The organism is Gemmatimonadaceae bacterium, from assembly GCA_016720905.1.
GTDB lineage: Bacteria > Gemmatimonadota > Gemmatimonadetes > Gemmatimonadales > Gemmatimonadaceae > Gemmatimonas.
In genome coordinates, this window is the sequence record JADKJT010000001.1 from 26,341 (window position 1) to 51,340 (window position 25,000).

Here is a 25,000-nt window from a genome sequence, read left to right on the forward strand (position 1 = left end):
GCGCTCGCTCGGTCACTCGATCCCGATGTCCCACGCCTGTTCAAGATCGTTCCGACTGTAGGCACGAAACGCCGTGAGTGTCTGCGTGCGCACAATGCCCGGGACCTTGGCGAATTCCTCCGTCACCACGGTCGCAATGCGTTCCAGGTCCTCCACCCGCACTATCGCCACCAGATCCCAGGCACCGGACACCGAGTACACCTCGCTCACCCCGTCGATGCCAGCCAGCGCGGTGGCGCATTGCGGAATGCACTTGGGTTCGGCCTGGACGAGTACGATGGTGGTGATCATGGGGGAGTTGAGACGGGAGACGGGAGACGGGAGACGGGAGACTCCCGAGTGAACACTGCACTGTGAAAATGGTCCTCGGAAGACCGGACGGTCACCGCCGTTCAAGCGTCTCCCGTCTCCCGTCTCCTGTCTTCCGTCTCACCCCCCCACCGTCCGCGCAATGCGCGTGATCCCCTCCACCGCCAGCGCCTCGGTGGTCGCGTAGCTCATGCGAATCCAATCCGGCGTCAGGAACGCGCTGCCCGGCACAATGGCCACGTTTTCGCGCTCGAGCACGCGCTCGGCAAAGGTCGCCCCGGGGTCGGCGGCGCCCTCGAATCCCTCGACGTTCACGTACAGGTAGAACGCGCCCGCCGGATGCACATAGCGCACCTTCGGAAACGCTTTGAGCGCCTTCAGCACCGCGTCACGGCGGCGATGGAATTCCTGCACCATGTGCGAGACGGCGGCGTCCGCTTCATCCACACGCGAGAGCGCTGCCAGTGCGGCATGCTGCGAAACCGCGGCGGCATTGGACGTGGTGTGCGACTGGAACGCCGTCATCGCTTTCGTCACCGCCACCGGCGCAATCGACCAGCCGATGCGCCAGCCGGTCATCGCATACGCCTTCGCCACCCCGTTGATCACGATCAGATTGTCGCGCGTCGGGGCAATCGACAGCACCGATGCGGCGGGCCCGTCATACGCGATGCGCATGTAGATCTCGTCGGCAATCACCCACCAGCCCCGCTCGGCGGCCAGCGTCAGGATGGCCGATAGCTCCTCGCGCGAGTAGACGGCGCCCGTTGGATTGCTGGGCGAATTGAGCATCAGCCCCTTCGTCCGCGGCGTCGCCGATGCCGCCAACTGCTCCCGTGTCACCTTCAGCGCATTCGACGGGTCGCCAAACACCGGCACCGCCGTGGCACGCGCCAATTCGACCATCTCGTAGTAGCTCGTCCACGATGGCGTCGGCACCAAAACCTCGTCGCCCGGCCCAAAGCAGCAGACGCAGGCGTTGTACAGCGACTGCTTGGAGCCGTTCGAAACGACCACCTCGTTCGCGACCACGGCGGGCAATCCGTGCACGTACCGGTTGGCATCGTTCGCGATGGCCTCGCGCAGCGGAAGAATTCCCTCGGTGGCGGTGTAGCGGGTGGCCCCCTCCGCGAGGGCCTTGACGGCCGCCTCCCGAATGAAGGCCGGCGTGTCGAAGTCGGGTTCGCCGGCGCCGAGGTCGATAATCGACCGCCCCGCCGCCTTGAGCGCCCGCGCCTTGGCCGCCACGGCGAGCGTGGCCGACTCCTTCATTCGAGCGATGTTCGGGGACGGCTGGAAGACGAGAGACATGTCACGGGCGGCTGACGGTGGAGATCCCCCGCTGTTTCGACTACCTTGGAGGGACGGACGCTGGGCGTCCGCAAACTAAGCGCGCCCGCGAGTGGCGCGCCACGCGCCTGCCGTTTCAACCAAGGGCGCGTGATTCACTGGCCGTTGGGCGGCCAGGCTGACCGACAACTGACGGGGGTGGGACGTGGGCGAAGAAGAACGGGAAGGCGCGGCGCGCAGCCAGAATGTGGTGCTGCAGGGACCGGCCGATGCGCGGACCATGGCAGCCGCCATGCGTCCAGGGGTGGAACGCAGTCGCGACGTGGAGGGAAGCGCAGCACCGGCCTGCCTCGTTATCACACCCACCATCGAGCAGGCACTCACCGCCGCCGAACAAGCGCGCGTGCTGTTTGCCGACGACACCTCCCGAGTGGTCCCGGTCAGTCAGGTGGCCCGCGCACGGCGCGTGCTCGCCTCGGGGCCGGTGGCGCTGGTGACGGGCACCGCGTCCGATCTGCTCGCCCTGCGTCGCGAGTCGGCATTACGGGTCGACGCGCTGCGTGCCGCGATCATCATCGGGCTTGACGAGGTGCTTGCCGACGGAGAAGCCGAGGCCCTGCAAGCACTGCTCGGTGACATTCCGCCTGAAACGATGCGCGTCGCCACCATCGATAGCGAAACACCCGCCGTCGAAGCGTTCCTGGAAGCCCAGTTGCATCGCGCCCGGCGCATTGCACCACCGCCGGCCGGTGAAGCACCCTTGGCCGTGACGCCTTCGTATGTGTTGACCTCACGGGCCGGTCGGGCCGATGCGCTTCGCGCGGTGCTCGACGCCGTCGATCCGCCGTCGCTGGTCATCGTCGCCGCCAACGATCCTTCGGCCGACGACGCCCGCCGCGCGCTGGCCCGACTGGGACTCGTGGTGGACGGACTGCTGGTGCAAGTGGTCCGGCAGCCCACGTCACAGCACGTGAATCTGGTGGTGCTCTGGGATGCCCCGGCCTCCGCCGAGTCGCTGACCGAAGCGTTGGCAACCAAGCCGGTCGACGCCGTGGCGCTGCTGACGCCGGAGGAATTGCCGGCGTTTCGTCGCCTCACGCATGGATCGGCAGCCGCGTGGACGCCGCCGACACGCAAGTCGTCGGTCAGTTCGCGCGTCCAACGTCTGCGGGCTGCGGTGCGCAGCACCCTGCAGCATGGCGGTGGCGCGTCGGCCAGCGAACTGGCTCTGCTCACCCCATTGCTCGACACCTTCGACGCCGTGGAAATCGCCTCCGCCGCATTGCGTCTCTATGAATCGACGCTGCGCGACCTGGCGGCGCTGAAAGCGGAAGCCACGCAGCTTGCCGCGCGTCCAGCGGTCAGCGATGCGCGTGGCGATGCCCGGGGCGCGCGCGGCCTGTCCGTCATGCAGGGTGGTTCCACCGGCAGCAAGCAGCGCGTGTTCCTCGCGGTTGGCAAGCGCGACCAGGTGCGCGTTGGCGACATTGTCGGCGCGGTGGCCAACGAGGCGGGAATCGATGGGACGCGGATTGGCTCCGTGGAGATGTTCGAGTCGCATACCACGGTGGAACTGTCGGCTGAGGACGCGGCGCGCGCAGTGGCGGCGCTGGCCGATGTCTCATTGAAGGGCCGTCGCCTCAGTGCGAGAATCGACGAGCGCAGCAGCACCGAGCGCGGTGGTGAACGCGCCGAACGGCGTCCACCGCGGACGTTCGGCCCGCCGCGCACCGACCGGAACGAACGGCCCGAGCGTGGGGCACCGCGCGGTGGCCCCCGCCCCGACTCCCGCGGTCCCCGCAGTGAAGGTCGCAGTGATTCGCGTGGTGATTCGCGTGGCGATTCGCGTGGCGGTGGATCGCGCGGCGGCGCATCCGGGGCCAATTTCGGGACGTCCGGTGCGCGACGTGAATTTGGCGATCGTCCGGCGCGCGAGCGCACCGAGGGGACCAGCGAATGGTCGCAGCGCGGCGAACGCATGAAGCACGCCAAGCGGCCACCGACCGAAAGCGCCGAGTAACGCGACGAGGTTGATGCGATGAATGACGGATTTCAGGTGGCCGGTGGATGGATCGAAGTGGTGGCGGGCGTGATGTTCAGCGGCAAGTCGGAGGAGTTGATGCGCCGCGTGCGTCGCGCCACCATCGCCAGAAAACGGGTGCAGGTGTTCAAGTCGCACCTCGACGATCGCTACGCCGGCTTGCTGGCCATCTCCAGTCATGATCGTCGGACCGTCGAAGCGGTGCCGGTGGATTCGTCGGCGCAGATCATGCTGCGCCTCGATCCGATGGCGCAGGTCATTGCGATCGACGAGGCGCAGTTCCTTGATGCGGGCATCGTGCAGGTCGCGTCCGTGCTGGCCGATCGCGGTCGGCGCGTCATCCTCGCCGGCACGGATACCGATTTCCGGGGCGAACCGTTCGGGGCCATGCCGCAGCTGATGGCGGTGGCGGAAGTGGTCGACAAGCTGCACGCGATCTGCGTGATGTGCGGCTCGCCGGCCAGTCGCAATCAGCGACTGATCGAGGGCAAGCCGGCGTCGTACGATTCTCCGACCATCATGGTCGGTGCGGCGGACAGCTACGAAGCGCGGTGTCGGGCGTGTCACATCGTCCCCCGAAAGGATGAGGGGCAGCAGCAGCTGCTATGACAGGGCCAGCGCTCGCTTCAAGGCAAGCGCGATACCGTTGGCGTCAAATGGCTTGCCGAGGAAGGTCACCTGCCGCGCATCCAGCTCGCGTCGGGCAAACTCGTCCATCGAGAATCCGCTGATGGCCACGATCGGCAGCTGTGGGTAACGCTGCTGCACGGCCGCAATCAGTTCCATGCCGCCCATCCCCGGCATCGTCAAGTCGGTGACCAGGATCGAAAGGGCGTCGGCACTCGACTCGAGCAGCGCCAGGGCGTCGGAACCGGACGCCGCAGCCAGCACGCGGTGCCCCTGACGGTCGAGCATACGACGCGCGGATTCACGCAGCATCGCATCGTCATCGACCAGCAGAATGCTCAACGCGCCCTGCACCTCCGTACCGCGTGACGGCGTGGCGATCACCTCGGGTGCCGCGGCGAGCGGGAAACACAGTCGCATCGTGGTCCCCCGTCCAGGCATCGATTCGCACTCAATGAAGCCGTGACACTGCGTGACCATGCCATGCACGGACGCGAGTCCCATGCCCGCATTCGTACCGAAGGGTTGGGTCGAGAAGAAAGGCTCAAACAAACGGTTGCGCACGTCTTCGCTCATGCCGATGCCGGTGTCCGCCACTTCGAGCACCGCAAACGGTTGAGGCGACGGATGGTCAGCACCGGTCGGCGGTCGATCGATCCGGCGCACGGTCGTGGTCAGGGTGAGCGTTCCGCCATCGGGCATCGCGGCGCGCGCATTGTCGACGAGGGTGCGCACGGCATCCAGCGCCTGCTGACGATCAATGCGAACCAGCACAGGTTCGTCCCGCAACGACAGGCTGACACGAATGGTCGACGGCAACTCGTCGCGAATCGTGGCAAACCGGTTCTGAATCAGGGCGCTCAGATCGACCTCCTCCGTGCGGAGCCATTGCCGACGGCCAACCGCCAGCAGTTGGTTGGTCAGCGCCTCGGCGCGCGCCGTCGCGCCTTCAATGGCGCGCACGTCCACCAGGGACGGCGAGGCCTCGTCCAGCGATTCGTGCAGGAACCCCGTCGCGCCGCGAATGACCGTCAGAATATTGTTGAGGTCGTGGGCAATGCCGCCCGCCAGCTGTCCGATGGCTTCGAGCTTCTGCGCCTGCCGTAGCCGTTCCTCGGTCTGCCGCTGCGCGGTGACGTCGGAGAAGACCGCCACCGCGGCGTAGGGCAGTTGCTCGCCAGTACGAATGAGCGGATCGGCGGTCACCTGCAACCAGACATGGGCCGCGTCGCCACGACGAATCTCCATCAAAGTCCGCGGTTGCCGACGGCCCGATCGCAACGCGCGCATCGCGGGATGATCGGTGGGCAACCACACGGTTCCGTCCTCGTGCACGGCCTGCCAATCGTGCGCCACCGGCTGCAAGCCCACCAATTGCGCGCCGGTCAGCCCGAGAATGCGTTCCGCTTCCGGGTTGAACACGCGAATCGCGCCGGAGGCATCGTGCACCACGACGCCTTCGCTCATGTCGTTGATCACGGCGCGGAATCGGGCTTCCGACTCGCGCAGCTGTACTTCAGCCTGAATGCGGTCGGTGATGTCGTGCACGATCAGGTGACGCGCGTGGCGGCCGTCTATGACCACCGGACTCGCGGCGATCTCAACATCACGTCGCTCGCCGGTGGCAATGCGATGTCGGCAGATCGCCGGACGCTCCGAACGGCCGCGCGCATCGGAACCGTCGACGATCCAGTCCTCCAGTGATGTGCCATTGAAATCCATGATGCGCATGGTGCGCATGCTCTCGCGCGGCCAGCCATAGAACGCCTCCGCCGCCGGATTGACGTCAATCAACGACCCCGAATCAACGTCGACGATCATTTGGATCGCTGCGCTGGCCTCGAAGAGCTGCCGATGGCGCGCCTCGCTCGCCTCCAACGCCTCATGCTCGCGCTGCTGGGTCGTCACGTCGCGTGATGAGATGGCCACACCATCGCCCAGCGGAACGATCTGACGCTGCACCCAACGTCCCGGCATCTCCGGAACCGGGGCCGCTTGCGACATCGCGAACGGGACGCGCGAATGCACCACCTCGACGCACTGCTCCCACAGGCGGGTCGTCTTGCTGAGCGGAAATGCCTCCAGCAAGGGGCGCCCGACCAGCGCCGACACCGGCAATCCCACCAGTGCCGCCGCCCGGATGCTGGCGTCGACCACCAGAAAGTCGACCAGTTCACCCGCGCCATCACGCACCGCGTTGGCGATGACAAAGGCGTCCGATCCCGCGTCCAACGCCGCGCGAAACCTCGCCTCGGACTCACGCAGGGCGGCGAGCGTCTGGGTGTGGTCGGTCATGTCCGTGCCGACGACGTCGGCCGATTCTTTTCGATGGTGGGGATCCGGATCTATCACAAGGCTGGCACGAAGTGACACAGTGGTGGACATCGTCGTCCGCTGAATACTATCGGCTCCCTCGAACTGTGTCAGTGCAGTCACGGCGGGCAGCCCCAGCGGGTTGGCCGGGACTGTGACGCTTTCCCGGGACCCGGCGTCTACTGGCTGATGCTGGCTAAATGCTTCCCCCTATCTGAGCGGATCGTCGCATGGGTGTAATCGCGACGCTCCTCGCCCATGAGCCCCGGCTCGCGCGCCTTCGCAGTGCGGCGCGTGACCGGTATCGCTTCGTGCCGTGCGAGGACTGGACTTCGTTGACCCGTGCGTGCGAGCGCGGGCCAATCAACGTGGTGGTCTTCGACCTGTACGTTGACGGACGCGCCGATTTCGAGCGCGTGCGTCAGCTGCGGGTGCGCGTGCCGCGCGCGGCGCTCGTCGCCTACGTCGACGTCACACGGGAACGGGCGAAGGACATGTTTGATGCCGGCCGATGTGGCATCGATGTGCTGGTGGTGGCCGAAGAGACGGACACCCCTGCCGCGCTCGCCGCGCTGCTCGATCAGGCGGAAGCACGCAGCGTGTCCAGTCTGCTCAAGCCGCATCTCGCCGGCCTGCGCAGTGTCGTGCGTGACGCCGTGATGCTATCGGTGACCCGTGCCCACGAACGCCTCACGCCGGACAGCCTGGCCCGGCTCATCGCCGTCTCCCGTCGTCTGTTGTCCAAGCGACTCGAAGGCGCGCAGCTTCCGCCCCCGCATCAGATGCTCACCTGGGGCCGGCTGATCGTCGCCGCCAGCATGCTCGAGGACGGATCGCGGAGTGCCGACGGTGTGGCCAGCGCACTCGACTTTCCGTCGGGCAGCGCGTTCCGAAACACCTGCCAGCGCTACCTGGGCTGCACGCCGCATCAGATTCGACTGCGCGGCGGCGCCGGCTGGGTCATTCAGGAATTGCTCGTCAACCGCGAAAAGCGGCGCGAGATCGGCGCGCACGAAGACGACCTGTCGGAGAGCGCCGCCGCGTAGCGGGCAGTTGCTGTTCGAAGGTCGTCGGGGTTGTTTCCCAAAATGCCCGCGCCCCTGCACATCGGCCTGACCGGCAACATCGCCAGCGGCAAGAGCACCGTGGCGCGCCAACTGGCGGCCTGTGGCGCCACCATCATCGACGCGGATATCCTGGCGCGGGAAGCCGTGGCCGTCGGCACCCCGGGATTCAAGGCCGTGGTGGCGCACTTCGGCCCCGACGTCCTCACGGCCACCGGATCGCTCAATCGCGCCGCGCTGCGCACCAGAGTCTTTGGCGACGCGACCGCGCGGAACACCCTGAATGCCATCGTGCACCCGGCCGTGCAACAGCTACGCGACGCCCGCCTGCGCTCGGCCGCCGACCGCGGCGACCCCGTGGTGATTTCGGACATTCCACTGTTGTTCGAGGTGGGACTCGAACGTGGTTTCGATGGCATCGTGCTGGTGGATGCTCCGGCTGACATGCGCCGGGATCGGCTGGTGCGGGACCGTGGGCTGACAGCGGACGAGGCGCAAGCCATGATCGCGGCCCAATGGCCGAGCGACCGGAAACGCGCCAAGGCGACCTGGGTCATCGACAACGACGGTACACCAGAGCAACTTCAAGCACGTGTGGCCGAAGTTTGGCGCATCATTCTCGAATTGGCCGACCGGCGGCGCACGACGACGCCGGCTTCCTGACGTCCCGATTTCTCTTCGGAGTACACCGTGTCGAATATCCCAGGCGATCTGCGCTACACGAAGGAACATGAGTATGTCCGTTCAACCGACGACGCTGGCGTCGTGGCGATCGGCATCACCGATTTTGCGCAGGGCGAACTGGGCGACATCGTCTATGTGGAACTGCCCAAGGTCGGCACCGCCTATGGCTCACACGATGTCTTCGGCACGGTCGAAGCCGTGAAGGCGGTGTCCGAACTGTACATGCCGGTGGCTGGCGAAGTCGTGGAAGTGAACGGACGACTGGACGGCGAGCCGGCCCTGATCAACACCGATCCGTATGGCGATGGGTGGATGATCAAGGTGCGCGTGAGCGCCGGCGGAGACGCGGGGCTGATGACGGCGGCGGAGTACACGACGCAACTGGGCGAGTAGCCGACTGCCGCAACGCGAAGGCCTCGGACCCGCCAACGGGTCCGAGGCCTTCGCGTACCGGGCCACTACGCGGTCAATGCGCGGCCGCGTATTCCTCGATGGGCGGACACGCGCACACCAGGTTGCGATCCCCGAACGCACTCTCAATCCGGGCGACCGTTGGCCAGAACTTTCGCTCCCGCGTCCAGGCGGTCGGATACGCCGCCTGCTCCCGCGAGTACGGCCGGTCCCACGCATCGCTGGTCACATGCGCCGCAGTGTGCGGCGCGCGCTTGAGCACGTTGTTCTCCCGATCCGCCTCGCCGCGCTCGATCGCCGCGATCTCGTGGCGGATGCCGATCATCGCTTCAATGAACCGATCCAGCTCGGCCTTGGATTCGCTTTCAGTCGGCTCGACCATCATGGTGCCCGCGACCGGGAAGGACATGGTCGGCGCATGGAAGCCGTAGTCCATCAGTCGCTTTGCCATGTCTTCCACTTCGACGCCGGCGGCGCCCTTGACGGTGCGCGTATCGAGAATGCACTCGTGTGCCACCAGCCCGTTCTGGCCGCGATACAGCACCGGATAGTGCGCCTTGAGCTTCTTCGCGATGTAGTTGGCGTTGAGAATGGCCAGCTTCGTCGCGTGGGCCAATCCGTCGCCACCCATCAAGCGGATGTACACGAACGAGATCGGCAGAATGCTGGCGCTGCCCCACGGCGCCGCGGACACCGGTCCAATGGGTGAACTGCCTCCGGTCGAAATCACCGGGTGCGTGGGGAGGAACGGCACCAGTTGCGGCGCGACGCCGATCGGACCCATGCCCGGACCGCCCCCGCCGTGGGGAATGCAGAACGTCTTGTGCAGGTTGAGATGGCACACATCCGCACCCAGATCGCCCGGGCGCGAAATGCCCACCATCGCATTCATATTGGCGCCATCCATGTACACCTGGCCGCCATGCTGATGCACGATGGCCGTGATCTCCTTGATGCGCGCTTCAAACACGCCATGCGTGGACGGATACGTGACCATCAGCGCGCCCAGATTGGCGGCGTGCTGCTCGGCCTTGGCCTGCAGATCGCCGACATCGATGTTGCCGTCGGCATCCGTCTTCACCACCACCACGGAGAATCCGGCCATCACCGCGCTGGCCGGGTTGGTGCCGTGCGCCGACTGCGGGATGAGGCACACGGTCCGATGCTGGTCACCACGCGCGTGATGATACGCCCGAATGACCAGCAGACCCGCATACTCGCCCTGCGATCCGGCGTTGGGCTGCAACGACACACCCGCGAATCCCGTCACCTCGGCCAGGTCCTGCTCCAGTTCGCGGAACATCGCCGCATACCCTTCCGTCTGCGACGCAGGCGCGAACGGATGCAACTGGCCGAACTCCGGCCAGGTCACCGGAATCATCTCGGCGGTCGCGTTCAACTTCATGGTGCATGAACCCAGCGGAATCATGCCGTGCACCAGCGAGAAGTCCTTGGCCTGCAACGCGTAGAGATATCGCAGCATCTCCGTCTCACTCCGGTAGCGATGGAAGACCGGATGCGTGAGGTATGACGAGACCCGGCGGAAGCGTTCGTCAAATCGCGGATCGGTATCGCTCGCCACATCGTTGAACGCAAAATCCGGGACGTCACCGCCGTTGAACACCGTCCACAAATCCACGATATCGGCCGGCGTCGTGGTCTCGTCGAGCGCCACCGTCAGCGCGCCGGGAGCCAGCACGCGCAGGTTCATGTGATGGGCCTCGGCGGCGGTCAGGATGTCTTCCTGCCCGTGCGCTCCCACCTCGACGCGAATCGTGTCGAAGTAGTTCTCGTGCGTGATCGAGAACCCCAGCTTCTCGAGTCCGGACGCCAGGGCAACCGCGAGGCCGTGCGTACGCAGCGCGATGCGCGCCAGTCCTTCCGGTCCATGATACACGGCGTACATGCCCGCCATGACGGCCAACAACACCTGCGCGGTGCAGACGTTGCTGGTGGCCTTCTCGCGACGGATGTGTTGCTCACGCGTTTGCAGCGCCATGCGCAGCGCCGGATTGCCGTCGGCATCGCGCGAAACGCCGATGATGCGACCCGGCAACAGCCGCTTGAATTCATCCCGTGTGGCAAAGAACGCCGCGTGCGGTCCGCCAAATCCCATGGGCACGCCGAATCGCTGCGCACTACCCACCGCAATATCCGCCCCCCACTCACCGGGCGGCGACAACAGGCAAAGCGAGAGCAGATCGGTCGCCGCGATCACCATGGCGCCCTCGGCGTGTGCCTGCTCGCACAGTCCGCGATAGTCCACGATCGCGCCATCCGTCCCCGGATACTGCAACAGCACGCCGAACACCGTCTCATCGACGGTCAGCGTCGCAGCGTCGGCGACCACCACATGCACGCCGCGCGCTTCGGCGCGGGCGCGAACCACCTCGATGGTCTGCGGATGGCAGTCGGACGCGACCACAAACGTATTCCGTGCACCGTTGCCTTTTGAGGCCATCGCCAGCGCCATTGCTTCGGCCGCCGCCGTACCCTCGTCCAGCAGGGAGGCGTTGGCAATCTCCAGGCCCGTGAGATCGATGACCATCGTCTGGTAGTTGAGCAGCGCTTCCAGTCGTCCCTGGGCGATCTCGGCCTGATAGGGCGTATACGCCGTGTACCACGCCGGATTCTCCATCACATTGCGCAGGATCACGCCGGGGGTATGCGTCCCGTAGTACCCCATGCCCAGGTGCGAGCGATATACCTTGTTGCGTGACGCCATGCGCTTGAGCGCCGCCAGCACCTCGGGCTCGCTTCGCGCCGGACCGGTCGCCAACGTGCCACGAAACCGGATCGACTCCGGAACCACGGCGTCGATGAAGGCATCCAGTGAATCGTAGCCGAGTGACGCCAACATCTCCCGCTGCTCGGGATTATTGGGACCGATGTGGCGCGGGATGAATGAATCAGCCGCAAAGGACGACGACGATGCAGTACGCGTTGCCATGACCTTCCTCGAGAAACGAGCCGAAGCTCGGGGGCGCCGGAATCTGGAGATGAACACGGTAAACTTATCGCCATGGGCAACGAATCGTTGAACCGCGCGCCGTGGGGTACCGACCTGCCGGCCGAGTGGCGAACCGTCCGCAGCATGCCGGCGGGCGGTGCGCACAATATGGCGGTCGATACCGCCTTGCTGGCGTCGGCGCGAGACCGCGCATTCGCCGTGTGGCGTACGTATTCGTGGGAGCGTCCCACCATTTCGTTTGGACGCCATGAGGCCGTGCGTGATCGATTCGACCCGGATACACTGTCGGCGGCCGGACTGGATGCCGTGCGTCGGCCCACCGGAGGCCGCGCCCTGCTGCACGCCTCGGAGGTCACCTACAGCGTGACGCTGCCCCTGGCTGACCACGTGGCATGGACGACCGCGTACGCGGCGATCAACATCGTGCTGCTGCGTGCCCTCCGCCAACTCGGTGTTTCCGTCGAGTTGGCGTCGCGACCTGATGCGCCGCTGTTGCGTCCCGAGGGCCCGGTGTGCTTCGACCAGCCGGCACCAGGCGAATTGGTGGTGAACGGTGCGAAGCTGGTGGGAAGCGCCGTGTGGCGGGAACGTGGCGCATATCTGCAGCACGGCAGCATTCTGCTCACCGACTGCCAGTCCCTCCTGCAGTCGGCCATGCGCTCCCCGCAACCCGCGACCGCTCCGGCCGCATCCCTTGGTGCGTGCCTGTCAGACACGCCCACATGGGAACGCGTCACTGACGCACTCGAGGACGCGTTGCGCGAATGCCTGTCGACCCGTCACGGGGGTGGTGTCACATCGGCGTCCGTCTTGCTCAATGAAGCCGACGTGGCCCGTCACGAAGTGCGCTATCGTGACCCGACATGGCTCTGGCGCCGATAGCCGCCGTTCCGCATCCTACCGCACAGCGATTCTTCCCCCATCAGAACCCTCTCGCGATGCCCATCGTTCTCCGGCCCTCTCGTCAGCCACGAATCGCCACTCCGGTTGTTTCGCGTCGGCGTGCCCGGTCACTGCTGGCCGCCGCTGCGGGGCTGCTGACGGCGTGCTCGGGAGGTGACCCCGTCGTGACCGGCGAGACCGGTGGGACGATGGTGATTGTTCAGGCCGCCGAGCCGCAGACGCTGTTCCCACCGCGCGCAAACGGCACGCAGGAGATGGCCGTCGTCGCGTCCGTATTCGATCGCCTCGCGGAAATTGGCCCGGAGCTTGGCACCGTCGGCGACGTCGGGTTCGTTCCAAGACTGGCCAGCAGCTGGCATTGGGCACCCGATTCGCTCTCGATCGACTTCTCCCTCGATCCGCGAGCGCGCTGGCACGATGGCGCGCCAGTCCGCGCAGAAGACGTGAAATACACATTCCATGCATACACGTCCGACGCGGTCCTCAGCGAAGCCCGTTCATTGCTTGGCAACATCGACTCCGTATCCGTGCGGGACTCACTGACCGCGGTGGTATGGTTCAAGCGTCGCACGCCGCAACAGTTCATGGATGCGACATACAGCATGTTCATCCTTCCGTCACACCTGTTGGCGTCACTGCCCGATTCCGCGTTGCTCAACGCGCCCTTCGGTCGCCAGCCCGTGGGGACCGGCCGCTTCCGTTTCGCAAAGTGGGACGCGGGCACCCGGCTGGAGATTGTCGCCGACACGGCAAACCTGCGGGGCCGAGCGAAGCTTGACCGTGTCATCTGGACGTTCGTGTCGGACATGGGCGCTGCCACCGTGAAACTGCTGGCCGGCGAAGCCGATTTCCTGGAGAAAATCAAACCCGAGAATATTCCACAGGTTGCCAGCTCGCCCTCGCTCCGACTCGAAGACAACCGGCCGCTGGGATACGGGTTTCTCGGATTCAACCTGCAAGCGCGGCGGTCGGTGGCCAACGGTGCTCCGTTACCCCATCCGGTCTTCGGTGATCTGCGTGTACGCCGCGCACTGGCGATGGCGCTTGACCGATCCCGCATGATCCGGTCTGCACTTGACTCGCTCGGCATGGTGGGCTTGGCGCCGGCACCGCGTGTTCTGATTCCGGATACCTCGGCGCTGCGGGCGATTCCCTACGATATGGCTGCCGCGCGAGGGATGCTCGATAGTGCCGGATGGATGGACACCAACGGCGACGGGGTGCGCGAGCATGAGGGCCAGGCACTCGCCTTCGAGCTGCTTGTTCCGTCGTCCAGTCCAACACGCATGAAGCTCTCGGAACTCATACAAGCGGCGCTCAAGGAAGTCGGGGCGAAGGTGACGCTGCAACCACTCGACGGACCAACCGCACTTGGACCACGCCTTGAGGCGCGCGACTTCGACGCGTGGATGGGTGGATGGGCCCCGAATCCGGGCCTCCAGGGCATGCGTCAGACGTGGGCGTCACGAGGCGACGGGAACTATCAGAGTTACGTCAGTCCCGCGTTCGACGCGCTGATGGACAGTGCGCTCACGACCTTCGATGCCTCGCGCAGCCGTGGCTATTGGACCCGCGCCTTTCAGCAGGCCATCGACGATGTGCCGTCGGTGTGGTTGTACGAGGAACGCACATTCGTCGTGTTGCACCGGCGCATTCGCATTGCGCCGCTCCGCGCTGACGCCTGGTACGCCAACCTCGCCGACTGGTCGGTCGATCCCGCGCAACGCATCGATCGCGACCGGATCGGTGTCGGGACCGCGCGCTGAACTCCGCCGCCACGAGTGACGCGCGCGGCACACTGGCGCGACTGACTGGTCGCGCCCTCCAAAGCGTGCTGGTCGTGGTCGTCGCGGCCAGCGCCGCATTCGGGTTGCTGCATCTCGCGCCCGGCGATCCCGTCTCCGGCATCGCCGACATGAGCAACGTCTCGGCGGAGTTGCGGGCACAGTGGCGGGCACAAGGCGGCTATGACCAGCCCATCGCCGTGCAGTACGCTCGATGGATGGCCGACGTCGCGCGCGGACGTCTCGGCCGCTCCACTTCACAACAACGACCCGTCATCGACGTGATTGGCGATCGCCTACCCAATACACTGCTGCTGATGAGCCTCGCATTGGCCGCGAGTGTGTTGCTGGGTACGGCGCTCGGCGCATGGCAGGGCGCACGCGCTGGCTCCCGTCGCGACCGGGCGCTGACCTTTGCGTCCCTGCTGCTGTATTCCATTCCCGAGTTCTGGCTCGCGCTGGCGCTGCTGTACGTGTTTGCCTTCCGTGCCCACGTGCTGCCAGCCACCGGCATGATCGATGCCGCCATGTACGACAGCATGACACCATGGCAGCAGATGGTCGATCGCGCTCGTCACCTCGTACTGCCCTGGCTGTCGCTCACCCTGATCGGGACCGCCATCTTCGCGCGGTATCAACGCAGCACCATGCGCGATGTGCTTCGCGAGTCGTTCGTGCGCACCGCGCGCGCGAAAGGTCTCTCGGAATCGGCCGTGCGACGTCAGGCGAGGCGGGCCGCGATACTTCCCGTAGTCACCTTGTCTGGCCTGTTCTTCCCTGCGCTGCTCACCGGCGCGGTGTTTGTCGAACGAGTGTACGGATGGCCCGGCATGGGATCGGCTCTGCTGAAAGCGGTTGGCGACCGCGACTATGCGTTGGTCAGCGCCTGCGTGATCGTGGGCAGTGCCATGACCGCTCTGGGGAGCCTGCTGGCAGACGTCGTTCGCGTGATCCTCGATCCACGGTTGCGTGGCTCGTGATGCACGCCGACAACGCACCCGCGACCGTCAGTCGTGCGGTACCATGGCGGCTGCCATTGGCGTTCGTGTTGATGTTGGTCGCCATCGCGGTGTGCGCGCCGCTCATTGCGCCATTGCCGCCGGGAATTCCAGCCAATTACGATGCGCTCAAGTACTGGCCGCCATCCGGCGCGCATCCGTTCGGCACCGATGGCTTCGGACGTGATGTCTTGAGTCGCGTCATCCACGGCTCGCGTATCTCGTTGACCTTGGCCTTTGCGGCGGTATCGCTGGCGTTGGTCCTTGGTACCTGCTACGGCGCCGTGGCCGGACTGCTTGGCGGTGCGGTCGACCGATGGCTCATGCGCCTGCTCGATGTCGCCTTGTCCATTCCGCGGCTTTTGATGCTGTTGGCCGTGACCGCCTTCTGGGGCGCACTGCCCCTCCCGGCGCTGATCGTACTGTTGGGCACCACAGGCTGGTTCGACGTGGCCCGACTCGTCCGAGGCGAGGTGCAGGCGCTCGTTCAGCGGGACTTCATCCTGGCGGCGCACGCCAGCGGCGTACCACGCCTTCGCGTCCTTGGCCGGCACGTGCTGCCCCATCTTGTCCCCCTCCTCGTGGTCAGTGCCACGCTCAATGTCGCCAGCACCATCGCACTTGAGGCGGGACTGAGTTATCTCGGACTTGGCGTCCCGCCCGGCACCCCGAGCTGGGGCAACATCATCAACGAGGGCGCGGGCGTGATCGGCTCACAATGGTGGCTCACCCTGTTCCCGGGCCTGGCCATCGTCACCGCCGTTCTCGCCTGCCACGCGCTCGGCGACGCCTTGCGCGATCTCTTCGCCATGGATCAGGTTCCCGCGTGACCGATCCCGTAACCCTTCGCCCATCCGACACCGACCACCCCGGGAACCCGCCCAGCGGCAACGCGCTACTGAGCGTGCAGTCGCTGCGGGTCACCTTCCCCGGCGAGGACGGTCCGGCGCGAGCCGTCGATGGCGTCTCGTTCACGATTGCCGCCGGCGAGACGGTGTGTGTGGTCGGTGAATCCGGCTGCGGCAAATCGCTCACCGCGCTCTCGCTGCTCCGACTGGTCCCGCAACCCGGGCGCATTGAACCAGGCAGCGCGATCCGCTTTGACGGCGACGATGTCCTGACGCTCAGTGACGAGAAGCTGCGGGCCATTCGCGGTCGTCGGATGAGCATGATCTTTCAGGAGCCGATGACGGCGCTCAATCCCGTGCTCACCGTGGGCGATCAGATTGCCGAAGTGGTGCGGGTACACACCACGGCGTCTCGACGCGAGGCCTGGGACCGCGCGGTCGCGATGCTGCGCGAGGTCGGCATCGCCGACCCGGCCGAACGCGCCAAACAATATCCGCACGAACTCTCGGGCGGCATGCGGCAACGCGTGATGATCGCCATGGCCCTGGTCCTTGAGCCGCGTCTCGTCATTGCGGATGAACCCACCACCGCACTCGATGTCACCATTCAGGCGCAGATCCTCGATCTGTTGCGGGCACAGCGCGATCGCACGGGACTGGCCTTGCTGCTCATCACGCACGACCTTGGCATTGTGGCGGAGATGGCATCGCGCGTGCTGGTGATGTATGCCGGACAAGTAGTGGAGGAAGCACCGGTCGAGGCAATTTTCTCGAACGCCACGCATCCATATACCGAAGGGTTGCTCGCGGCCGTGCCGCGACTCGATCAGATCGGCGGCCGGCTGCGCACCATTCCCGGCACCGTGCCGGCACCGACGGCCTGGCCCACTGGTTGCCGCTTTCGGGAACGGTGCGCACACGCCTTCGACCGTTGCGCCACCGAATCGCCGGCACTCGTGCAGGTTGGCGCCGCGCACCGCGCGCGCTGTCATCTCGTACAGGAACCGGCACGTCGACGTGTGGAGCAACTGACGTGACCACCCCCTTGCTCCGCGTTCGCGGGCTGACCAAGCACTTCCCCATTCGCGGCGGCCTGCTGCAACGCACCACGGGCGCGGTGAAAGCGGTTGACGGGGTGTCATTCGATATCGCTCCCGGCGAAACACTGGCCCTGGTCGGCGAATCCGGTTGCGGCAAGACCACCACCGGTCGCGCGGTCCTCCGCCTGATCGAACCGTCGGCCGGCGAGATTCTCTTCGATGGCATCGATGTCCGGGCGCTGCGCGGCGAGGCGCTGCGCCGCCTGCGTCGACGCATGCAGATCGTGTTCCAGGATCCGTACGGCTCCCTCAATCCGCGCATGACCGTCGGCGCCGCGATCAAGGAAGGACTGATCGTGCACGACCTGGCGCACGGAGCGGACGCTGATCGACGCGTCGCGACCTTGCTCGATGAAGTCGGATTGCGTCCGGAATTTGCCGCGCGTTATCCGCACGAATTCTCCGGTGGCCAGCGTCAACGCATCGGGATCGCGCGTGCGCTGGCCGTGGAACCGTCATTCATTGTCTGCGACGAACCGGTCTCGGCGCTGGATGTGAGTGTGCAGGCGCAGGTCGTCAACCTGCTGCGCGATCTGCAGAAAGAACGCGGCCTCGCCTACCTGTTCATCGCGCACGATCTCGCGGTCGTCGCACACATGGCCGATCGGGTGGCGGTGATGTACCTCGGCCACATCGTCGAACTGGCGCCGCGCGCAACGTTGTTTGCGACGCCGCGCATGCCCTACACCAAGGCGTTACTCTCGGCCGTCCCGGTGCCTGACCCCGCGGCCTCGCGCCAGCGGCAGCTCCTGCCCGGAGAGCCGCCGTCACCGGCGCATCCGCCCGGTGGCTGCGTGTTTCATCCGCGGTGCCCGCATCCTGCCAAGGACGCCTCCTGCACACACATGGTACCGCCGCTTCAGGAAGTGGCGCCCGGTCATTTCGTTGCCTGTCTCAAAGAGTCGCCTTCCCACCCCTTGCCCACCGCCTCGTGACACCCACACAGAATCCCGCCGTCGGCGAGGATAGCGCCTTCTTCGGCCATCCCCGCGGGCTCGGCCTGTTGTTCCTGACCGAGATGTGGGAACGATTCTCGTACTACGGCATGCGCGCCCTGCTCGTGCTGTATCTGGTGAACAAACTGGAGTGGGACACGGCACGGGCCGCCGGTCTGTATGGCACCTACACGATGCTGGTGTATCTCACGCCAATGATCGGCGGATATCTCGCCGATCGGTTCATCGGGACACATCGCTCGCTGGTCATTGGCGGTTTCGTCATTGCCAGCGGCCATTTCGTGCTCGCGTTTCCGGGAATGACGGCGTTCTACACAGGCCTCGGACTGGTGATCATCGGCACCGGCTTCTTCAAGGCGAATGTGTCCACCATGGTGGGCCAACTGTACCACGAGGGCGACACGCGTCGCGACTCGGGCTTCACCTTGTTCTACATGGGCATCAACACGGGCGCGTTTCTCGGACCGCTCGTGTGCGGGTATCTCGCGCAGAGTGATCGGTTCGGCTGGCACTATGGTTTCGCGGCCGCTGGCGTGGGCATGGTGCTCGGGCTCATCGGATACATGCTCCTCAAGCGCAAGTACCTCGGCACGATCGGTGATGCACCACGTGGTGCGTCAAAAGCGGGCGCGGGCGTCCTCACCGACGACAGCCAGGACGTATCGACACGAAACGGCGTGATCGGAATTATCGGCGGCGGCGCGCTCGCGTGGCTCGTGTCCGGAAGTATCCTGGGCGTCCTGATGGGCTGTGTCATTGGCGCCGCGCTCAGCATCAGCGTGCTGGGAACCCACGGCGAGGAACGCAAGCGGGTGGTCGCCCTGTTCATCGTCGCATTCTTCGTGGTGTTTTTCTGGGCCGCGTACGAACAGGCCGGGTCCTCCATGAACCTCTTCGCCGACCGAAACACCAACCTGCAGGCCGGAAGCTTCACCATTCCGTCAACGTGGTTTCAATCGGTGAACGCGTTCTTCATCATCATCTTTGCACCGGTGTTTGCCGCGTTCTGGCTGGCGATGGGTCGTCGCGGCACGGAACCGAGCACCGCGCTCAAGATGTCCATCGGGCTGGCACTGGTCGGCGCGGGATTCCTGCTCCTCGCCATTGGCGGTGGCCGGGCCGACGCCGGCATCAAGGTGTCGCCCATGTGGCTGATCGGCGCCTACCTGCTCCATACGTTCGGTGAGTTGTGCCTTTCGCCGGTCGGCTTGTCGTACGTGACGAAGGTGGCACCAGTGAAGTTCGCGTCACTGCTCATGGGCGTCTGGTTCCTCGCCAACGCCGCGGCCAACAAGGTTGCCGGATTTGTCGCGGGCTACACTCCGCTGCCAGGTCAGGCGCCGTCGTCGCCGCAAACCGGAATCGGCGGCTACATCCAGCAGCTCAGCGGCACCAACAAAGGCTTCTTCACCATCTTTGTCATCAGCTCGTTCGCTGCCGCCATCGCCATGTTCCTCTGCGTGCCGTTGCTGAAGCGTTTGACGAAGTCCGTGAAGGCGTGAGCTGAGAACAGAGTACCGAGTACCAAGTACTAAGTACTCGGTACTCGGTACTCGGTACTCCGTACTACTTCACGGCCACGTAAACAAGCTGGCAGGTACCGTTCGCTCCCGTGCCGCCGCGACATCGCTCGGCTCGCGCCAGAACGTGCGCGTGCGATCTTCGTTCGTCACCCGCAGCTCGAACCGCTTGCGCGGATCGCTGCCCACGGGCAACGCGAAATCAAAACGCCACAAACGCCGCGATCTCGGCGGCACTGCCGCGAGGAGTGAGATGCCCACCGATCCGCGAACGGGGGTGGTGCTCGAATACGGCACGCTGTGCTCTCCCCACAGGCGGCCGGCTTCCGCGAAGCCGGCGACGCCGATGTCGGCCACGTTCAGACGCGACGGGATGACAAGACGCTGCTCCGCACGCAGCACCAGGCGCTGCGCGCCCGCGCTCCGTGAGTCGTGGTGGCCCAGCAGACCGCCAAGCCGATCGCCAAACGAGAGTTGGAACGGCGTGCGCATGTCGCGACCCATGCTCCATTCGGCCGAGACCACCGTTAGCTGACGAATCGCCGGTCGGAAATACCAGGCCATGCGACCGCTGACAATGTGGTTGTCCCACGAGCGCGTCCCCTGATCGTTGCGGGCCTCACCCAGCAGTTGCGTGCCAAGAAACGACTTCGCACCCCCCACACCCGCATAGAGTCCTGCCGCCATGAACCGGTCGCGATCGCGCGCCGCACCGATGGGGATGCCTTGACCGTAGACGGTGCCAAGTTGCAAGCCAATTCGCAGATCCTGGGTGCCCGTAAGCGCATCGAACCCTTGGGCAGGCGCAAATCGCAGCAGTCGAACGCCGTACAGCGCGTTGGCGCGCGCGACGTTCTGACGACGGAATGAAACCCCAAGGGGCGCCCCGATGTCGGGCTGGAACCCGGCCTTCTCGATCACGACGGTCGCCGAATCAATGGCTTCACGCGAGTGCGTGAGCGAGAATCCGGCCAGTTGGAGTCGGCGGATGGACCCGATGCGCTTGATGCCGCCCACCACCGCGCTCTGCCGCGTCACGTTCACGGAATTCCCGGGCCCGGTGGGCCGCCGGAAGTTGGCGTAGTCGCGATGACCGTCGACTGACGCCAAAAATGCGAAACGTTGCAGGTCGGTGTAGTACGGGCGGACAAAATCCACGCGCATCTCCTGACCACGCGGATGGCGAATGCCGTACGCCCGCAACTCGTTGCGACCGCCGCCGAACTGATAGTCGGTGAATCGGACGCCAAGCACATCGTGATAGGCCAGCCCGTCACGCCACTCCAGCGACATCAGTCGAGCCGTGCCGGCGATGTTGGATTCCCCCAGACGTACCGCGCGCAACACCGGGGCGACAGTGGTGAGGGCGGGCTCGAAAATCAGGCTGAATTCATCGCGCGTCTCGACCTCCAGTCGGACACCTCCATTCTCGTCATCAAATACGAGAATGCGGGCGTCCACCAGGAACGGTTGCGCGCGCAGAATGCGCTCCGATTCGGCGCGGCGGATCTGATTGCAGACGTCGCCCGGACGCAGCAGCAGGTAGCCGCGTACCACGTCGTCCCGTGTGTTGGAATGCACCGCACGGGCGGTCTTCCGCAGGAATTCCAGACGCTCAGGCAACCGCTCCGCATACGGCGGTTGCGTGATGATCACGACATCGCTGATACGTTGTCCGGCGCATCCAGTGACCGGCAGTCGGCCACGACTGGACACCGGTAAGCGGCGGGTGCTGTCGGGACGGGCGCTTTGCGCTGCCAGCGTGCAAACGGGCACGGCGAGGGCCGCCACCGCCGCCAGGCGCCAGCGCATCACTTGCCCATGCGGCGCTTGAGGTCCGCGAGACGGGATTCCGCGTTCGCTTCCTTTTCCGCCCGTGACCGACGCGGCGGCGGGGCGGCGGCTCCCGGTTCGGGCAGCGGCTCGTCCGCCAACAAGGCATCCACTTCGCGCTGCGCCGCCACCTCCGGTGACGCGCCGCCGGGCGCCAGGCCCGACATGGCCATGCGCAACTGCGTGGTCATCTCGTCGTATTCCCGCTCGACCATGGAAAGCTCTTGCTGCTGCACCTGCAGCTTGGCTTCCAGCACGGCCACCCGCTCCGCGTGCTGCGCGGCAAATCGCTCGGCAATGGCCACCGTCTCGGCGTCGTTGATCTGGGCGGCTAACCCCTGTCTACGACGCACGGTCTCCAGTTCCGCGCGCTCGGTCGCCACCCGCGCCTCAGTCGCGCGCGCCGCGTCACGCAGCTCGCCCAATGCCAGCTTGGCATGCACCAGCGCGTCACGCATCGACGACGTCACACGACGTCGTTCCTCAGGCGCCAAACGGTCAGACAGGCCGCGCAACGAGTCACGAAGTTGATCGAACATCCTGCAAACTCGCGGCAAGACAGGCCCGCGGCAAGAAGTACTGAGGTACTGAAGTACCAAGTACCAAGTAAGTACCAGTACTAGGTACTAGGTACTAGGTACTAGGTACTAGGTACTAAGTACTATCCCTCACCTGTCTCATCAATCGCTCCGGCGTATGCACGTGCGGAAACAGCAGCCGGTCGCTGACGCTATTGAGTGCCCGTCGCAGTCGTGGAAATCGGTCCGCCGCGGCGCCAAACAACGGCGCCAACCCATGCTCGACCGCCATCCGATGATCGGCCGCCAAGCGGAAGCCCCTCCTCCCCATCTCCTCGAAGTACCCCAGGTTCGGACCACCGCGGCGCCACCGACGCTGCTCGATGTGATCCGGGAACAGGCCGCTTAACCACAGGGCGTAGTTCCCCAGATGGGCCCTCGCGAGAAAGCTGCGTGAGGCGTCGCCGCTTTCCACTGCTTCTCCCAGCGACGTCAGCGTGTCGTAGGTCTCGTCGTCATGGTCGGCAATCCGGGACGCGCGCCGGCGGAGCCCGAAGTGCAGGAGAATGGAAGCCACATAGTCGGCCAGCGCCCGTTCCTCCTCGCCGGCGGCTCGCAGGGCGTGACGGACCACCACGTAGCTGAACAACGGCAGCGACGCGTGCGCCCCCTGCCGAGCGTGGAGCAGGCCTTCAAGAAGCTGCGGATTGTCCAACAACGGATCGAGGCCCTCGTCCACCAGCCTGGCCTCCGCCTCGTCTTGCGCGCGGCCCGACCCGTGGGCAAGCAGTCGAACGGCGAGTTGGGCATCCTCCCGACTGAGTCGGGCCCTGACGTTCGCGAGAATCATGAGCGCCTCTGATTCGTCCCGTGCACCGCCAGCCCCCCGACAATGCACCCGATGGGGCCTCCTCTCTGTTATTATCGGACGCATCACCCTGCGCCAGTGGATTTCCCGTCCCCGGCTTCGTCTCCCCCCGCCCGTCCCTGTGCTCTACCTCGCCATCCCCGCGCACAACGAGGTCGCCACCATCGGCGTCCTGCTCTGGCGCCTTCGCACGGTGCTCGCCGAGTTTCCGCGCGAATACGAGGTCGTCGTGTACGATGATGCCAGCACCGACGAAACGGCAGATGTGGCGGAGCAATACCTCCACGCCATGCCCGTCACTGTGCTGCGTGGCACCACGCCCATCGGATACGCCGGTGCCGTGAATGCACTGGTGCGCCACATTGCCGCGCACACGCGCTATCCGCGACGGGACGCGATGCTCCTGATGCAGGGTGACTTCACCGATCCGCCCGGCATCGTTCCAGAATTCGCCCGACGGTTTGAAGGCGGGGCGGATCTCGTCGTGGGCGAGCGGACGGCCGTCGTGGATGCGCCGCGACCGGTCCGGCGGTTGTTCACCGCCGCCGGTTGGGCGCTCAAGCCCTTTGTGCGCGTGGAGGGGGTGAGTGACCTCACGGGCACCATGCGCCTCATGCGCATTTCCGCATTGCGCGATTTGCTGCGCACCGTGGGCGACGATGCGGTCTGCGAAGGCGACTCCTGGACCGCGAACGCCGACTTGCTGCTGCGCCCTCGTGCCGCATGCGCGTCGATTGGAGACCGTGCCCCTGGAGCCCACCTACGGCGTGCGAACGCGCGAGACGCGTCGCGTCACCGTGCGCGACGCGTTGGCCGCGCTTCGGTGGGCATGGCGAGCCCGTGGGCGGCGCGCCGTGCCAACCTCTGCGCCAGAGCCTGTGGCGGACATGGCGGCGAAGCCTGCCCGTCCGGCACCATCGGGACGTCGACGCGACGAACCGGAAGTGACAGCCGATCGACTGCGCGAACGCTCGCGTGAACGCGACCGGCTGCGCGGGGACAGCGAACCACCCGTGCCACGCCGAGATGGTCGCCCGGGCCGCGAGCGCGATGGCGCGCGACCGACTCGCACCGAAGAGCAGAAGGCACAGAAACGACAGGAAACCCGCGACGATCCACGGTCACCGAAGCGCGAGCCGCGGCGGGAGCCAGTCGTGGTGGCACCCGAGACCTCGACGCTGAGAACGCCGCGTCCGCCGCGTCCCGAGCGACCGGCGCGGGGGAATCGACCGGCACCCGCCACTGCCGACGCCGAGTTGATCCTCGACGATCCGTTTGCCGCGCCCGCGTCGCGGTCGTCGGGTGCGCCCAGAGTGGTGGCGGCCGACGTGCCGGCCAGTGAACCCCACGCGCAACGCGATGCGGCCCACGACATCCCGGATCGTCCCTCGATGTCGTCGCGCGCGCCCGACGACATCGACCCCGGCACCGAGAACGGCGACGACGACGCTGCGGAATCCGCGAACAACGCGGGCGACAGCCCCGCCGTGGACGAGCCGCAGGACGCGGAAGGACAGGAGCGCAAACGTCGGCGCAATCGTCGTTCGCGTCGGAGAAAGTCCCGCACTCGGGGCGAATCCGGCGAGACCAGCGTGGGCGAAGACGACGCGACCGCCACGGATGCCCCACGCGAAGAGTCGCGACGCTCGGCTAGCCCGTATGCCGGCGAGCCCGATGCCGAGGATGGGACCGACCCCGGCGACGATACCCTCAACGACGGTGTCGAAGGCGACGCCTCCGACGAGGCGCCGGAAGACGGTGGTGGCAGTGCGAACGAATCGCGATCAAGACGGCGTGGCCGACGCGGCCGTCGTGGCGGTTCGCGACGCTCGCGCGGACGCGGACGCGACAGTGCCGCTGGCACCGATGCCGCCGCGCCGAGCAACGCCGAGCCACCGTCTCCACCACCGCCAGGGAGTGCACCGAGTGAGTGAGGACGCATCGGAGTCGGCGGGACAGGCC

General features: G+C 66.0%; 21 protein-coding genes. 14 read left to right on the forward strand and 7 right to left on the reverse strand.

Features of this window, described 5'->3' with window-relative positions; genetic code table 11:
* Window positions 1-12 precede the first annotated feature (12 nt).
* Window positions 13-291 (reverse strand): Lrp/AsnC ligand binding domain-containing protein, encoded by a 279-nt coding sequence (locus IPP90_00105; GenBank protein MBL0169118.1) that lies wholly within the window; start codon window positions 289-291, stop codon window positions 13-15.
* Between the two features lie 138 nt (window positions 292-429).
* Window positions 430-1,581 (reverse strand): pyridoxal phosphate-dependent aminotransferase, encoded by a 1,152-nt coding sequence (locus IPP90_00110; GenBank protein MBL0169119.1) that lies wholly within the window; start codon window positions 1,579-1,581, stop codon window positions 430-432.
* Window positions 1,582-1,804: 223 nt separating this feature from the next.
* On the opposite strand from IPP90_00110, the gene IPP90_00115 reads away from it, so the two are divergent.
* Both IPP90_00115 and IPP90_00120 read left to right on the forward strand, forming a co-directional pair.
* The gene (locus tag IPP90_00115) at window positions 1,805-3,619 is read left to right on the forward strand and encodes a DbpA RNA binding domain-containing protein (GenBank protein ID MBL0169120.1); all 1,815 of its coding nucleotides are present in this window, start codon (window positions 1,805-1,807) and stop codon (window positions 3,617-3,619) included.
* An 18-nt stretch (window positions 3,620-3,637) separates the two neighbouring features.
* Window positions 3,638-4,249 (forward strand): thymidine kinase, encoded by a 612-nt coding sequence (locus IPP90_00120; protein ID MBL0169121.1) that lies wholly within the window; start codon window positions 3,638-3,640, stop codon window positions 4,247-4,249.
* Here IPP90_00120 and IPP90_00125 read toward each other — a convergent pair.
* On the reverse strand, window positions 4,244-6,562 hold the full coding sequence (locus tag IPP90_00125) for a PAS domain S-box protein (GenBank protein MBL0169122.1): 2,319 nt from the start codon (window positions 6,560-6,562) through the stop codon (window positions 4,244-4,246). The two genes, IPP90_00120 and IPP90_00125, sit on opposite strands and share 6 nt — an antisense overlap.
* Before the next feature lie 248 nt (window positions 6,563-6,810).
* Here IPP90_00125 and IPP90_00130 point away from each other — a divergent pair, with 248 nt between their 5' ends.
* Genes IPP90_00130 through gcvH form a run of 3 tightly spaced genes read left to right on the forward strand, consistent with a single transcriptional unit; the run spans window position 6,811 to window position 8,721 of the window.
* Window positions 6,811-7,626, forward strand: a complete 816-nt coding sequence (locus tag IPP90_00130) for a helix-turn-helix domain-containing protein (protein ID MBL0169123.1) — start codon at window positions 6,811-6,813, stop codon at window positions 7,624-7,626.
* Window positions 7,627-7,668: 42 nt separating this feature from the next.
* Window positions 7,669-8,307: a dephospho-CoA kinase gene (locus IPP90_00135; GenBank protein MBL0169124.1), complete on the forward strand. Its 639-nt coding sequence runs from the start codon at window positions 7,669-7,671 to the stop codon at window positions 8,305-8,307.
* Between the two features lie 27 nt (window positions 8,308-8,334).
* Window positions 8,335-8,721 (forward strand): glycine cleavage system protein GcvH, encoded by a 387-nt coding sequence (gene gcvH / locus IPP90_00140; protein MBL0169125.1) that lies wholly within the window; start codon window positions 8,335-8,337, stop codon window positions 8,719-8,721.
* 73 nt (window positions 8,722-8,794) lie between these two features.
* Here the strand turns inward: gcvH and gcvP are convergent, their stop codons facing one another.
* On the reverse strand, window positions 8,795-11,689 hold the full coding sequence (gene gcvP / locus IPP90_00145; protein MBL0169126.1) for an aminomethyl-transferring glycine dehydrogenase: 2,895 nt from the start codon (window positions 11,687-11,689) through the stop codon (window positions 8,795-8,797).
* Between the two features lie 72 nt (window positions 11,690-11,761).
* Here gcvP and IPP90_00150 point away from each other — a divergent pair, with 72 nt between their 5' ends.
* From IPP90_00150 to IPP90_00180, 7 genes are all read left to right on the forward strand, one after another.
* A complete protein-coding gene (locus IPP90_00150) occupies window positions 11,762-12,592 on the forward strand; it encodes a hypothetical protein (GenBank protein MBL0169127.1) in 831 nt (276 codons plus the stop codon).
* Between the two features lie 56 nt (window positions 12,593-12,648).
* Window positions 12,649-14,379 (forward strand): peptide ABC transporter substrate-binding protein, encoded by a 1,731-nt coding sequence (locus tag IPP90_00155; GenBank protein ID MBL0169128.1) that lies wholly within the window; start codon window positions 12,649-12,651, stop codon window positions 14,377-14,379.
* Window positions 14,380-14,444: 65 nt separating this feature from the next.
* Window positions 14,445-15,377, forward strand: a complete 933-nt coding sequence (locus IPP90_00160; protein MBL0169129.1) for an ABC transporter permease — start codon at window positions 14,445-14,447, stop codon at window positions 15,375-15,377.
* On the forward strand, window positions 15,377-16,225 hold the full coding sequence (locus tag IPP90_00165; GenBank protein MBL0169130.1) for an ABC transporter permease: 849 nt from the start codon (window positions 15,377-15,379) through the stop codon (window positions 16,223-16,225). Before IPP90_00160 ends, IPP90_00165 begins: the two co-directional genes overlap by 1 nt.
* Window positions 16,114-17,280, forward strand: a complete 1,167-nt coding sequence (locus IPP90_00170; GenBank protein ID MBL0169131.1) for an ABC transporter ATP-binding protein — start codon at window positions 16,114-16,116, stop codon at window positions 17,278-17,280. Before IPP90_00165 ends, IPP90_00170 begins: the two co-directional genes overlap by 112 nt.
* On the forward strand, window positions 17,277-18,278 hold the full coding sequence (locus IPP90_00175; protein ID MBL0169132.1) for an ABC transporter ATP-binding protein: 1,002 nt from the start codon (window positions 17,277-17,279) through the stop codon (window positions 18,276-18,278). The genes IPP90_00170 and IPP90_00175 overlap by 4 nt, the downstream gene beginning before the upstream one ends.
* Complete coding sequence (locus IPP90_00180; GenBank protein MBL0169133.1) at window positions 18,275-19,801, forward strand: peptide MFS transporter; 1,527 nt, start codon at window positions 18,275-18,277, stop codon at window positions 19,799-19,801. The genes IPP90_00175 and IPP90_00180 overlap by 4 nt, the downstream gene beginning before the upstream one ends.
* A gap of 69 nt (window positions 19,802-19,870) precedes the next feature.
* Here the strand turns inward: IPP90_00180 and IPP90_00185 are convergent, their stop codons facing one another.
* The 3 genes from IPP90_00185 to IPP90_00195 all read right to left on the reverse strand — a co-directional run bounded on the left by IPP90_00185 (window position 19,871) and on the right by IPP90_00195 (window position 23,020).
* Window positions 19,871-21,631 (reverse strand): hypothetical protein, encoded by a 1,761-nt coding sequence (locus IPP90_00185; protein MBL0169134.1) that lies wholly within the window; start codon window positions 21,629-21,631, stop codon window positions 19,871-19,873.
* Window positions 21,631-22,191, reverse strand: coding sequence for a hypothetical protein (locus IPP90_00190; protein MBL0169135.1), 561 nt, complete (start codon window positions 22,189-22,191; stop codon window positions 21,631-21,633). The genes IPP90_00185 and IPP90_00190 overlap by 1 nt, the downstream gene beginning before the upstream one ends.
* Before the next feature lie 115 nt (window positions 22,192-22,306).
* Window positions 22,307-23,020 carry a hypothetical protein gene (locus IPP90_00195; GenBank protein ID MBL0169136.1) on the reverse strand — a complete coding sequence of 238 codons (714 nt, stop codon included), beginning with the start codon at window positions 23,018-23,020 and terminating at the stop codon, window positions 22,307-22,309.
* A 139-nt stretch (window positions 23,021-23,159) separates the two neighbouring features.
* Between IPP90_00195 and IPP90_00200 the strand changes: the two genes are divergently transcribed.
* On the forward strand, window positions 23,160-24,017 hold the full coding sequence (locus IPP90_00200) for a glycosyltransferase family 2 protein (protein MBL0169137.1): 858 nt from the start codon (window positions 23,160-23,162) through the stop codon (window positions 24,015-24,017).
* Window positions 23,983-24,972 carry a hypothetical protein gene (locus IPP90_00205; GenBank protein MBL0169138.1) on the forward strand — a complete coding sequence of 330 codons (990 nt, stop codon included), beginning with the start codon at window positions 23,983-23,985 and terminating at the stop codon, window positions 24,970-24,972. Before IPP90_00200 ends, IPP90_00205 begins: the two co-directional genes overlap by 35 nt.
* Window positions 24,973-25,000: the final 28 nt, after the last annotated feature.

Excerpts from the sequence above, each read along its gene's own strand:
- IPP90_00105 (MBL0169118.1), bottom strand. The coding sequence starts at position 291 with ATGATCACCACCATCGTACTCGTCCAGGCCGAACCCAAGTGCATTCCG.
- IPP90_00110 (MBL0169119.1), bottom strand. The coding sequence starts at position 1,581 with ATGAAGGAGTCGGCCACGCTCGCCGTGGCGGCCAAGGCGCGGGCGCTC.
- IPP90_00120 (MBL0169121.1), top strand. The coding sequence starts at position 3,638 with ATGAATGACGGATTTCAGGTGGCCGGTGGATGGATCGAAGTGGTGGCG.
- IPP90_00125 (MBL0169122.1), bottom strand. The coding sequence starts at position 6,562 with ATGACCGACCACACCCAGACGCTCGCCGCCCTGCGTGAGTCCGAGGCG.
- IPP90_00130 (MBL0169123.1), top strand. The coding sequence starts at position 6,811 with ATGGGTGTAATCGCGACGCTCCTCGCCCATGAGCCCCGGCTCGCGCGC.
- IPP90_00135 (MBL0169124.1), top strand. The coding sequence starts at position 7,669 with ATGCCCGCGCCCCTGCACATCGGCCTGACCGGCAACATCGCCAGCGGC.
- gcvP (MBL0169126.1), bottom strand. The coding sequence starts at position 11,689 with ATGGCAACGCGTACTGCATCGTCGTCGTCCTTTGCGGCTGATTCATTC.
- IPP90_00150 (MBL0169127.1), top strand. The coding sequence starts at position 11,762 with ATGGGCAACGAATCGTTGAACCGCGCGCCGTGGGGTACCGACCTGCCG.
- IPP90_00155 (MBL0169128.1), top strand. The coding sequence starts at position 12,649 with ATGCCCATCGTTCTCCGGCCCTCTCGTCAGCCACGAATCGCCACTCCG.
- IPP90_00165 (MBL0169130.1), top strand. The coding sequence starts at position 15,377 with ATGCACGCCGACAACGCACCCGCGACCGTCAGTCGTGCGGTACCATGG.
- IPP90_00170 (MBL0169131.1), top strand. The coding sequence starts at position 16,114 with ATGGTGGCTCACCCTGTTCCCGGGCCTGGCCATCGTCACCGCCGTTCT.
- IPP90_00185 (MBL0169134.1), bottom strand. The coding sequence starts at position 21,631 with ATGCGCTGGCGCCTGGCGGCGGTGGCGGCCCTCGCCGTGCCCGTTTGC.
- IPP90_00190 (MBL0169135.1), bottom strand. The coding sequence starts at position 22,191 with ATGTTCGATCAACTTCGTGACTCGTTGCGCGGCCTGTCTGACCGTTTG.
- IPP90_00195 (MBL0169136.1), bottom strand. The coding sequence starts at position 23,020 with ATGATTCTCGCGAACGTCAGGGCCCGACTCAGTCGGGAGGATGCCCAA.